The sequence below is a fragment of the Lamprobacter sp. genome, assembly GCF_034860625.1.
Taxonomy (GTDB): Bacteria; Pseudomonadota; Gammaproteobacteria; order Chromatiales; family Chromatiaceae; genus Lamprobacter.
Window position 1 is genome coordinate 1 of sequence record NZ_JAYESN010000119.1, and the last position, 11,611, is coordinate 11,611.

At 65.1% G+C, this 11,611-nt stretch carries 11 protein-coding genes and 1 pseudogene; 9 read left to right on the forward strand and 3 right to left on the reverse strand.

The window, feature by feature from the left end; genetic code table 11:
- Window positions 1-612 precede the first annotated feature (612 nt).
- The 4 genes and pseudogenes from mobI (at window position 613) to VBE63_RS20550 (ending at window position 6,038) form a co-directional block, all read left to right on the forward strand.
- Complete coding sequence (mobI, locus tag VBE63_RS20535) at window positions 613-1,206, forward strand: conjugative transfer protein MobI(A/C) (protein WP_323684886.1); 594 nt, start codon at window positions 613-615, stop codon at window positions 1,204-1,206.
- A complete protein-coding gene (gene mobH / locus VBE63_RS20540; RefSeq protein WP_323684887.1) occupies window positions 1,203-3,356 on the forward strand; it encodes a MobH family relaxase in 2,154 nt (717 codons plus the stop codon). Before mobI ends, mobH begins: the two co-directional genes overlap by 4 nt.
- Window positions 3,353-5,143: pseudogene (traD, locus tag VBE63_RS20545) on the forward strand (conjugative transfer system coupling protein TraD); the annotation flags it as partial. The gene mobH and the pseudogene traD, both read left to right, overlap by 4 nt.
- Window positions 5,144-5,375: 232 nt before the next feature.
- Entirely contained in the window at window positions 5,376-6,038 is a 663-nt protein-coding gene (locus VBE63_RS20550) for a DUF4400 domain-containing protein (RefSeq protein WP_323684888.1), read from the forward strand.
- A 168-nt stretch (window positions 6,039-6,206) separates the two neighbouring features.
- On the opposite strand, the gene VBE63_RS20555 is transcribed toward VBE63_RS20550, so the two are convergent.
- From VBE63_RS20555 to VBE63_RS20565, 3 genes are all read right to left on the reverse strand, one after another.
- Window positions 6,207-7,103, reverse strand: a complete 897-nt coding sequence (locus VBE63_RS20555; protein WP_323684889.1) for a DUF6159 family protein — start codon at window positions 7,101-7,103, stop codon at window positions 6,207-6,209.
- Between the two features lie 216 nt (window positions 7,104-7,319).
- Window positions 7,320-7,862 carry a WbuC family cupin fold metalloprotein gene (locus VBE63_RS20560; protein ID WP_323684890.1) on the reverse strand — a complete coding sequence of 181 codons (543 nt, stop codon included), beginning with the start codon at window positions 7,860-7,862 and terminating at the stop codon, window positions 7,320-7,322.
- 65 nt (window positions 7,863-7,927) lie between these two features.
- A complete protein-coding gene (locus VBE63_RS20565; protein WP_323684891.1) occupies window positions 7,928-8,278 on the reverse strand; it encodes a YebG family protein in 351 nt (116 codons plus the stop codon).
- Window positions 8,279-8,596: 318 nt separating this feature from the next.
- On the opposite strand from VBE63_RS20565, the gene VBE63_RS20570 reads away from it, so the two are divergent.
- The 5 genes from VBE63_RS20570 to VBE63_RS20590 all read left to right on the forward strand — a co-directional run.
- A complete protein-coding gene (locus tag VBE63_RS20570) occupies window positions 8,597-8,881 on the forward strand; it encodes a helix-turn-helix transcriptional regulator (protein ID WP_323684892.1) in 285 nt (94 codons plus the stop codon).
- Window positions 8,878-9,051: a HipA N-terminal domain-containing protein gene (locus VBE63_RS20575; protein WP_323684893.1), complete on the forward strand. Its 174-nt coding sequence runs from the start codon at window positions 8,878-8,880 to the stop codon at window positions 9,049-9,051. Before VBE63_RS20570 ends, VBE63_RS20575 begins: the two co-directional genes overlap by 4 nt.
- An 18-nt stretch (window positions 9,052-9,069) precedes the next feature.
- Complete coding sequence (locus VBE63_RS20580; RefSeq protein ID WP_323684896.1) at window positions 9,070-9,405, forward strand: aminoacyl-tRNA deacylase; 336 nt, start codon at window positions 9,070-9,072, stop codon at window positions 9,403-9,405.
- Window positions 9,406-9,450: 45 nt separating this feature from the next.
- Window positions 9,451-10,809 carry a GntP family permease gene (locus tag VBE63_RS20585; RefSeq protein WP_323684894.1) on the forward strand — a complete coding sequence of 453 codons (1,359 nt, stop codon included), beginning with the start codon at window positions 9,451-9,453 and terminating at the stop codon, window positions 10,807-10,809.
- A 382-nt stretch (window positions 10,810-11,191) separates the two neighbouring features.
- Window positions 11,192-11,611, forward strand: a 420-nt coding sequence (locus VBE63_RS20590; RefSeq protein ID WP_323684895.1) for a hemerythrin domain-containing protein, incomplete at its 3' end; no start/stop codon positions are given.

Sequence of the window (11,611 nt, forward strand, 5' to 3'; positions counted from 1 at the left end):
AGGGCCGAACGACTGACGAACGACAGAGCGTCCTGACCACGCTGGCCTGACCGTCCTCCGGCACCGGGGATATCCGCTGTGACGCGCGCTTAGGACGTTGGTGGTCCCTGAGACGGGCGGCCCATGGTCCGCGAGAACGACTGGCGAGCGACGCTGAGCGGAGGCACAGCATGCCGGCCTCCCTGGGCCTGCCGACACGGCGAAAGACGCGCATTTGGCGTCTCTTTCACTACGGCGATCCGCGCGAGAGCGGCCTAGCATGGTTGCCACAGAAGCCCCGACACCTGTCCAGGTGCCCGGTGGTGGGCTCGGTACAGGTGTGCAGGGCCTTGATCAGAGGCCGATAAGTGATTGAATTATTGAATGATGGCATCGTGTGCAGGCGGTCGACCTGGCCCAGGTGGACGGGCGTCTCGCACGTCTCCATCGCCACTGCGGGTGGGCGAGACCGCCAGCGCCGACAGGTGGACCGCGCAGTGTTCCAAGGGAGGTGGGCAGCAACCGGGAAAGCAACCTGCAACCACTTGATTCAAGGCGCTGGTTTCCTGTGCGCAGGAGGCTGTGCACGACCCAGGTGTCGGTGGCTGCGCTGCGGGCAGCAGGTGGTCAGCCATGCCTGACCAGCCGCTTAGCCGCATCGATGCACAGGTGACCCGACAGGGGGTCGCCCACCGAGGTAAACAGGAGGCAGAGACCGCATCCGCAGGGTGCGCTGAGGCACCCGCTTGCCTCGAAAGCCACCTGTTCGAGGAACTGCGCCACGCCTTCACCGGCATCCGCGCCGAACTGCGCCTCCAAGCCGAGACCCTTGAGCTTGAGATCATGACGCGGCTGCGCGAGACCCGGCTCCTGCAACCGGTCGGGATGCGCAGCTCGCGCCTCGGCATGCGTGTACGCAAACCCCGTCGGCCTGGTGGCAGCTTTACGCTCGAGTGGTATCGCGTGCGTTGGCGTGGGCGCACTGACTACATCGCCCGTGGCGCCGGGGATCGCTATGGCCGCAAGGCCTTCATCGGCGCCTTGGCCTGGGAGCGCGCGATCGCGTTGGACGCCGAGCAGGGCCTCAGCGCGATCCGCCGGCAACTGCGTCTGATGAGCGAGATCGAGCGACGCCTGCAGGCGCTGCAGGGGTTGCGGGCGCAGGAAGCACCGGAGACGATGGATACTCAGGCGCTCGCCAGTCCGGACGGTGAGGATTCGGCATGAATCGCCTCGTCGCCTGGTGCCGTGGGACAGAGCAGGCTCTTCAGCCGCCACAGCCGAGCCTGGCCGTCGCGCCACAAACCCCGGCCCCCGAGCCGGTCGACCTGGAAGAGATTCCACGCTATCCGCCCTTCGCCCGCGGACTGCCGGTGGCGACGGTCGATCAACTCCTCGAGAGCCAGTCGGCGCTGATCGAGCGGCTGAAGCAGCAGTTGGGTCTGGGTGACGATGACGACGGCACGCCACGCTGGGCCACCTACATCGAGCCGGTGATCCGCCGCTATGCCGCCTTCGTGCATCTGCTCCCGGCCAGCGAGGCGCACCATCACTGCGGCAGTGGGGGACTGCTGCGCCACGGGCTCGAGGTCGCCTTCAGGGCGACGATGCTCAGTCAGGGCGTGCTCGTCGCGCGCGATCGTCCGCGCGAGCAGCAACTGCAGATCGAGCCGCGTTTTGCCGCCGCTGCGGCGCTGGCCGGCTTGCTGCACGATGCCGGCAAGGCGATCGCCGATGTCAGCGCCACCGATCGTGACGGGCAGCTGACCTGGAGTCCGTTCCAGGGCGACCTGCTCGACTGGGCCAGCCGCCACGGGCTCCGGCGCTATTTCCTGCACTGGCGCGCAGGTCGTGCCGGTGACCACGAGCCGTTCAGCCTGGCCGCGCTGCGCAGGATCCTGCCAGGGCGCATCGAGGCCTGGCTCAGCACGCCTGATCCGCGCGTCTATGTCGGCTTCCTCAGTGCCATTACCCAAGTGCCGCACCCCAGCCCACTGGTCGACTTGGTGCGCAAGGCCGATCGCTCCAGTGTCGAGCAGGATCTGAAGAGCCACCGCATCACGCCTCTGGAGACCGCGGTCGGGGTGCCGGTCGAACGCTACCTGATCGACGGCATGCGCCGGTTGCTGCATGAGGGGCGCTGGCAGGTCAATGTGCCCGGTGCGCGCGTCTGGCTGCTGCGCGAAGGCGGTCTGCATCTGGTCTGGCCCGCCGCGGCGCGTGACCTGACCGAGCGGCTGGCAGAAGATCATCTCCCCGGTATTCCGCGCGATCCGGACACCCTCGCCGAGCTGCTGTTCGAGCGCGGGCTGGTCGTCGTGCAGACGGATACTAGCGCTCCGGGGCCGACCTGGCGTCTGGCTCCGGCGCCGCTTGCACGTCAGGATGGAACGCCGGTCTGGCTGCATCTGCTTCGCCTCAGTGATCCCGGTTTGTTGTTTCCGTTCGGTGCGCCGGCGCCAGTTGAGGTGGTGTCGACGACGCAGACGGCGACCGTGCCTGTGCCCACCGTGGAGGACTCTCTGCAGGAAACGCGCGAAGCCGATCCGGAGCAGGAGATCAAGCAGCCTGTCGCTGACGAGATGGCCACAGCAGCCCTCGACGCGGAGGCGGCACAAGCGCTCAGGGTGGCACAGGCCCCGGGCACGACGTCTGTCTCCGTCGCTCAGGCCGGATCGCAAGAGCCAGCGTCGGCACACGTCACTGCAGAAACCCGCCTGCGGGCGCTGCTGAAGCAGAGCGCGGGTTTGCTGGACCACCTCGATCAGCTCGGGGCCACCGACGGCGAGACCGCGATGTGGCGCGAGGGGCTCTATTGGCTGCGTTATCCCGACTGGTTCGCCAAGGTGGGCTGGTCACCGCGGATCGCGGCCGAGGCGCTGAGCGCGGATGGACTGATTGAGTCCGATCCGGCCACGCCGATGCGGCGCGTGCGGGATCATGCCGGGGCGCGCTGGATCGTGCTGACCCCCGTCTGCTCTGAGGCTCTGCGTGCATGGCTGGACGCACTGCCATCTGAGCTGCCGGCAGAGCGGCCCGTTCAGGTGTCGGCAGAGGTGCTCGAGCGTCCACCAGAGCCCTCGCCCGAGGGGCCGACATCACCGATCGATGCCTGCCAAACCAGCCCAACGCGATCCCCAACGCCATCGCCCCGTGTGGGGGTCGCACGCCTCAATCCGCAGGTGCTCGAGCGGCTCATCCTGGAGCTGCGCCCTGCCCAGGGACAGCGTGAGCGGCGGTTGAGTCGCACCGCCTTGCAAGCCTTGGCCAAGCAACGTGGCTTTGGCGTCTATCGGCTGCGCGATGCACTACTCAGTGATGAGCGGGTGCGTGCTGATGGCCTTGACCTCCTGATCCGTGAGGAGCGTTCATCATGAGTCTGCGTTACACCAATCCCTGGCGTGCGAACTATGAGGCGCAGGCCGTCGGCCTCTGGCTGCTGCTTGGGGCCTTTGCCTTCGCCAGTGCCGATCATTGGCAACTGCATCGCGGTGCCTTTCATGCCTTCGCCTTGCTGGCCCCGTTCATGGCCTTGACCTGGTTGCCGGGGGCACTGCGGCAGCACCGACTCCGCAAAAACCTCCAAGGCCGCGAGCTGGCCTTCGTCACCGCCGACGACCTGGCGCAGACCATGACGCGTTTTCCCGGTCAGCTCTGGCTCGGGCAAGGCTTCCCCTGGGAGCGCGAGCAGGCACAACTGGCGCATGACCTGCTGCGGATCGGTCCGTCGCAGTTGACCGAGGTCTCACCGAGTACGGTCGGCGCGCATTGGCTGCATGGGCTTGCCCCGCGCGAGGAGGATCTGGCGGTGCCGCTCTCGACCCTGGAAGGGCATCTCCTGGTGGTTGGGACCACGGGGGCGGGTAAGACGCGATTGTTCGATCTGTTGATCACCCAGGCCGTGCTGCGCGGTGAGGCGGTGCTGATCATCGACCCCAAAGGCGATCGTGAGCTGCGCGACAACGCCCGGCGGGCCTGTGCGCTGGCCGGGCGACCCGCTGCCTTCGTCTCCTTCCATCCGGCGTTTCCGGCGCAGTCCTGCCGCCTCGATCCGATGGCCACCTTTGGTCGGCATACCGAGCTGGCCAGCCGCATCGCGGCACTGGTGCCCTCGGAGACCGGCGCTGATCCGTTCAAGGCCTTCGGCCAGATGGCGATGACGCACGTGATCGCCGGTCTGCTGCTGGTCGAGGAGCGCCCGAACCTGCTCAAGCTGCGCCATTATCTCGAGGGCGGAGTCGATGCGCTGGTCGAGCGCGCCTTGGTGGCTTATAGCACCCAGATCGATCCGGGATTCGATCCGGACCGGTTGCAAAAGGAGGGTCGCTCGGGTGGCTCGCGTGTGCCGACGCTGATCCGGCACTACCGCAACCGCATTGCGCCAACCCAACCCTCGTCGGTCATCGATGGCCTGGTGACGCTCTATACCCATGAGCGGGTGCATTTCTCGAAGATGGTCGCGAGCCTGATGCCGGTCCTCGTGATGCTGACCTCCGGTGAGTTGGGGCCATTACTCTCGCCGGATCAGGATGACGAGCGGGATCATCGTTCACTGGAGCGGCTCACGCGGTTGATCAATGACCGCGCGGTGACCTATATCGGCCTTGACTCGCTCTCCGACGGCATGGTCGGCAGTGCCATCGGCTCGCTGGTGATCGCTGAACTGACCGCGGTGGCGGGTGAACGCTACAACTACGGCATGGCCAACAAGCCGGTCAGCGTCTTCATCGACGAGGCCGCCGAGGTGATGAACGATCCCTTCGTGCAGTTGCTGAACAAGGGGCGTGGTGCCGGGCTGCGGCTGACCGTGGCCACCCAGAGCTTCGCCGACTTTGCCGCGCGCACCGGCAGCAAGGACAAGGCGACCCAGGTACTGGCGAACCTGAACAACCTGATCGCGCTGCGGGTGCTCGATGCCGAGACCCAGACCTACATCACCGACAGCCTGCCAAAGATTCGCCTGCAGACGCTGATGCGCACCCAGGCCAGCAGCACGCAGTCGGACAATCCGCTGCTCTACAGTGGCAATGCCGGTGAGCGCCTGATCGAAGAGGAGGGTGATCTGCTGCCGCCGGCGCTGCTCGGGCATCTGCCCAATCTGGAGTACATCGGACGCTTGGCAGGGGGGCGAACGATCAAGGGTCGATTGCCGATCCTGGTGGCGCCGGAGGCGTTGGCCGAGGAGGCTACAGCGGGACTCAAGGCCGAGACTGCGCGAGCGCCTGAGACGGACAGGCAGACCCGGCCAGCGTTCGGGAAGGCGCGCGTGGTCAGCGATGAGAACGGCCTGCCAACGTCGACAACGGAGTCCGTCTCTACCCCTGTGCCAGGCGATGCTGTCGCGCCTGTCGCACAGCCCGAGACTGCTCACGCTCGTTCAGGGAACGACCGACCCGATGGCGACTGACGCCCAAACCAAGACCAGCTGGCTCTGGGCGACGACGGTCGCGGTCATGCTGTTGATCATGGAATTCGTGCTGCTCTCGGCGCTGATTCCGGCCGATTGGTCGACGCGGATGCGGGATCAGGAGGTGCGTTGGGTCTCGAGTCAGTTGGGGGATGAGACGGCGACCGCGGTCTTTGCGGCCACACAGCGCGGCTACGGGACCCTCTTCCTGCGCTCGGGGCTGGTCGATGCCAGCTATGAACTGCTGCTGCCGGATGCTGCGGTCGTGACGGATACGCCCGAACTCGATAAGCTGGCCGCTGTTCCGATCTGGCCCTGGGTCAAGCAGCGGCTCGATCTGATCTGGTTCGCGATCTATCTGGCCATCCAGCGCCTGGTCGTGCTCTTCGCCTGGTGGCCGTTCATCCTCTTCGTTCTGATCGGCGCCGTGGCGGATGGTGTGATCCGCCGACGCATCCGCCTGGCTGGGTTCGATTATCCGAGTCCCTTGGCGCATCGGTTGGCCGTGCGCGTTTTGATCGCAATGGCGTTCTTGGTTGGGTTCGGGCTGCTGTTGCCCTTACCGGTGCCGCCTCTGGCTATACCGGCGCTGGCAGTGATCGCCACTGCGGCGCTGGCTGTGCTGCTGACGCAGACACAGAAGCGGGTGTGAGCGGGTACCGGACAGGCAACAGGTCGATTGGCGACTGGACCGGACATCGCTAGGACATCCTGCTGCGGCGATCAAGGACCTGTTTAGCCCCGAGCCAAAAGCGACCTGGACCAGCACCACCTCGGTCGAGGGGGCAGCGGCGGGGTACTGCAGCGCGCAGCAGAGGGCTCAGGTCCGTGACCGCATGGCCTGGCGCACGAACGCGTCGTCGAAAGCCCCGGGCACCTCTCCGGTCTCGGCATAGACATAGACAGCCCCGCGGATCATGGCATTGAGGGTGGCACTCATCAGCGACAACAACGCGATCAGGGTCACGCCGGTGGCGATCGTGATGATGAGCAGAACCGGCTGTTCGGTGCTTGCCGCCCAGACGCCGCCGGCGACGGTACCGGCCAACAGCAGCAGCATCGGCAAGCCGATGATGACACCGAGACCGACATTCACACTGAGCTGCTCACCCCAGGTGCGCTTGAGCAGGGTCACGCTCTCCTTGATCGCCGCGATCGGGCCGATGTCCTTCGCCGCCAAGACCGGTATCACCAGAAAGGTCGCCACACCCCAGGCAAAGCCACCCAGGCTGGCGAGCAAGAACCCGATGCCAGGCTGCTGGTCACGCCCGCGCAGCAACGAGAGCAAGAGGCCGACCGTCGCGGCGATGCTGGAATAGCCGAGGATGACGCCCGCGCGTTGGCGCGCCAACGCCAAGCCGTCGCTCAAGCTCGGATCGCCGCCACGCAACCGCTCCAGCGTGCCACCCACCAAGGCGGTCAGGAAGAAGTTGGTGATGAAACTGGTGACCAGCAGAAACAGCCAGAGCAGCAGTGCGCCGGCGGCATAGGCCCACCAGGGCGCATCGCCCGCTTGAGTCTGCTGATCCAGCTGCGACAACAGCTGTTCCAACTCGGGATGGCTCAGGACCAGCCAGCCACCACCGCCCAGAATCAGTGCCGAGACGATCAGGATGCCGAGCCCTGCCAGCAGGGGATACAGGACGAAGCCCTTGTCGGTGGCGAGCACGGCCAGCGCGCTGCGAAAGAGAGACCATGAGCGTGCAAAGACGGCCATCTGTGATCGTTCCCCTGAGGTTGGTTTGGTTTTCATGTCCGGCGACCCGGTCATGCGCTTGCCCTCCTTGTCGACGAATGCGGCCCGTCAGTGCGCAGTGCGTCATCAATCCATCGGACGGTCCCGCGTGACCATCCTGGTAGTACTCACTCACTCACTCAAGCAAGCAAGGGTGATCTGGGTCGCAGGCGGTTTGCCATCGCCCAGGGTCAGCATTCAGCGTCCTGGCCCTGATGGCATGCCGCCCGTCTGCTTGATCAGCTCAGTGAGAAACCGCGCCGACTCGGGCGTGTCCTCCGCCGGAGACCAATCTGCAAAATCCTTATCCGAGGCGGGTGAGTAAGGGCCGTTCTTGACCTCGAAGAGGATGGTATCGGGCTCCAGCACGATCAGCGTGTGCCAGACGCCGGGCTCGATATCGACACCAAAGGTTGCGCTCCCGGGTCGCATGTCCAGGCATTGGAGGATGTCTCCGCGATCGTCGAACGCCACGAAGCGCACGGCTCCGCTCAGCACGATGAACGCTTCCGCCTTCGGCGGGTTGCTGTGGCGATGCGCTCGTGCATAGCTACCCGGCTGCATGACGTTGAACATGCGGTGCAGCGGCGCGTCATCGCACTTGTGCAGACGCTGGATGATCCGCCCGCGTGGGCTCTGGCGCGCCAGGGTGGACGCCTTGGTCAGCATCTCCGCGGTGAGCGCGATCACCCTGGCGTCCGGCGCCTCAATCGCCAAGGGAAATGGCTTCTCGTTGGTCAACGTCAGCGCACCATTCGGTTTGAAGGGTCTCCGTTGCAGGGACGATGCGGTCGTCTCCAAGCGCATCACGCTGACGACGCCCGCTTCAACTCGGTCACCTTGCTGTCGGCGTCGCCGGCGGACTGCTCGGCGGGCGATTCGGAGTGATCCGTGCGCTCCGCCGACGGTGGCGTGGGCTCTGGCTCCTTGCCCTTGAGCACCCGCTCAACGTTGCGAGCGTTGCGCGCCAGGTAGATGGTCAGCTCCTCGAGGTCTGCGCTCGGCAGGTCGGGTAAAACCTGATCCTCGCGCAGCAACTGCGCAAGCCGGTCAGCGATCTCGAGCGCCTTGTCATAGGCATCGGCTGCTTTCTTGTCGGCGGTCCGCAATCGTTCCGTCCCCTGCTTATCTTTGACGATGTATTCGATCTCGATCAACGCGGTCGACTCCGGTCGCAAGCGGAGGCTGTGATTCTAGCGCAACCCACTACATCCGCGGCGAGCGCCCGGAGGAGGGTCAACCTTAATCGCCAGGGTTGCCAAGGGGGGCATTGGTTGCTCCAGGTCGACCCCTCAGGGTCTCAGTCAGGCTAAGAAGCGGGACGCTTTGCTCAGAGGCTGTCCGGTATGAAGAGGGTCAAGGTCTGATCGCCTCATGGCGGCCTGTGGGACTGTTCACGTACGCTCACTTTTCCTTGTCATTGCTGGATGAAACTGTCATTTTTTACCGTACGGTATCAATGTTGAGGGGCGGTGATGACAGACGAAGAGATCCTTTACGGGGTGATCCAGACCACCGAGGACCTCGGACGCTTGGCACGCGCCCATCGCAAGCAGCGCCATCTGACGCTGGAGACGGTGTCCGGGCTTGGCAACCTGAGTCCGCGTTTCCTGTCGGAATTCGAACGGGGTAAGGAAACCGCCGAGATCGGCAAAGTGCTGAAGGCGCTGCGCACGCTCGGCCTGGAAGTCAGCATCCAACCACGCGCAGGGGCAGCGCCAATGCGCGCTCGGCCGATCACCAAGGAGGTCGCTCCTTGAGCGATCCTGACCGCCTGGGCGTCTGGTATGAGCACCGCCTGGTCGGCGAATTGTGGCGTGATCCGCTCGGCCGCATCGGGTTTCACTATGACCCTTCCTGGATCTCCAGTGGCGGCTTTGCCGTGTCACGCTCCTTACCATTGGCAGGTCGCACCTTTACGCCAGGCTGACGTCGCCTTCAGCGGCTTCTGTTACGCCTCTGCACCGGCGGAACGACCGCTGAGGTCGCGCAAGCCTTGGGCGTCGATGAGCACCAGGTAGTCAAGATGTTGATCATGGAGACTGAGCAGCAGCCGTTGATCATGCTGATGCACGGTGATCGCGAGGTGGTGGCCGGCTCACTGGCGCGCCAGATGGGCGCCAAGCGGGTTCAACCCTGCTCGCCGCAGATCGCGGACAAGCACTCCGGCGACCAGTTCGGTGGCACCTCGCCGTTTGCGACACGCCGGCCGATGCCGGTCTACTGCGAGTGCAGTATCCTGCAGCTCGATGCGCTCTACATCAACAGTGCCAAGCGCGGCTAGATCCTCAGGCTGCGCAGTCTGCCCTGTCCGAAAGAGGACATCGTCATGTGGCTTGTGACCCTACTGCTCCTGTCCATCGCCTTCATCGTCCTGGCCACCACCAGGCTGACGATGCATCCCTTCTTGGCGCTGCTGATCACGGCCTTGGGCTTCGGTATCCTCTCCGGGATGCCGCTCAACGAGGTCGTGGACGCCGTCAATCAGGGGTTTGGCGATACCATCGGCTACATCGGGATCGTCATTCTGGCCGGCGCGATCATCGGTGCCTTTCTGGAAAGGTCTGGCGGCGCTTACTGTCTCGCCACCAGCCTCCTCAAACTGACGGGACAGAGACACGTGCCTGCGGCGATGGCGGGGATGGGCTATCTCGTGTCTATCCCGGTGTTCTGCGACTCCGCCTTCGTCTTGCTCTCGCCGCTGATGCGCGCTTTGGCAAGCAAGGCCGGGATCACCCTGGCATCCGCGGCGGTCGCACTCAGCCTTGGGCTCTACGCGACCCATACGATGGTGCCACCGACCCCAGGGCCGGTGGCCGCGGCAGGCATTCTCGGCGCCGACCTCGGGCTGGTCATCCTTTGGGGCATGGCCGTGGGACTGGTGTCCTTGGTCGCAGGTTGGTTGTTCGCCGTGCTGGTGGCTTCGCGGACCTCTATTGCACCAGAAGGTGGCCCCGGTGTGGACGCTGAGCATGAGAAAACAGCAGCTCAGATCAGCGAGGCCGGGATGCCCAGCGTCTTGCATGCGCTGCTGCCGATCTTCCTGCCGATCGTGCTCATCGTCGCACGCTCGATCGCCGAACTGCCGTCCAAGCCTTTCGGCGATGGCGGCACTGCACTGGCCCTGCTGGGGTTCTTGGGTCAGCCGTCCGTCGCACTGCTGATTGGCGTTGCCTTCGCCATGACGCTGCCTAAGCGGTTTGATCGGCAGAGGCTGTCCATGACCGGCTGGGTCGGTGAGGCCATCGTCAGTGCTGCCACCATCATCGTCATCACTGGCGCCGGCGGCGCCTTTGGCAAGGTCTTGCAGCACTCGGGGATCGCGGATGTGATCGGCGACGCCCTGGCGGGCATCCATCTTGGCGTCTGGCTCCCCTTCATCATCGCCGCGAGCATCAAGACCGCTCAAGGCTCGTCCACGGTCGCTATCATTACAACCGCCAGCTTAGTTGCGCCGCTGCTGAGCAACCTGGGTCTCGACGGAGAGGCCCAGCGCGCCTTGGCAGTGGTTGCCATCGGTGCCGGTGCCATGGTGGTCTCGCATGCCAACGACAGCTACTTCTGGGTGGTCACCCAATTTTCCGGCATGGATGTCCAGACCGGCTACCGGCTCCAAACCCTAGGCACGCTGGTGCAAGGCACTGCCGCGGCCTGTGCGGTCTATCTGGTCACGCTGGTTGCGCTGTAGCAACGAGATGTCTTGGAGAGCGCCGTCGACTCGTCGATCGGTTCACCGGTGTCGTTGAGAATCGGCTTGTTGGTACCAGCGCTGAACCGAGCGCCAGGTTTCGTGTCCGCCCCAGTTCACGCATCGGCCAGTTCTGCTCCGGGGGGCAGCGTCTGCTCTGGGCGGGAAGCGGTCCTCACGAACCGCGCTATGCCGTATCGGAGCCTGGGATCGATCGCCGCCGACGAGGTGAGCGACGTCGTGAAGCTCGTCACGAAAGACGCTGGGAACCAAAGAGAGCGTTGAAAGCTCCAGTGATGGGCCGCTGACGAGGCGGCCTCATTGACCGCTCGGACCTGGCAGTGCGACCCTCAAGCGTTGGTGTTTGACGCGGACGCTGCCGATGCAACGCGATCCCAACCTGGTGCGCCTGTCGCACGACCATCAAGCCGGCTTGGTGCTCGCCAAGCGGGCGCGTGAACTGGCGACGGCGCAAGACTCCGAGCGCCAGGCCGCTTGGGCCGAGATCCAGAGCCGCTTTGCCGATGAACTCGAACCGCACTTCCAGCTCGAGGAGCGCGGGCTGCTTCCCGCCTTGCGCCTCGCCGGCCAGGACGCCTTGGTCGAGCAGACCCTGAGCGAGCACGCCGAGCTGCGCGCATTGATCGGCAGCGAAGCCGCTGAGGCCCTGGTGCGCTTCGGTGACGCCTTGTATGCCCATATCCGCTTTGAAGAGCGGACCTTGTTCGAGACCGCCCAGCAGATCTTGGAGTCCACAGTGCTTGCCGAGCTGGGCCTGCTGCACGAAGCCGCCGCGCGCCCG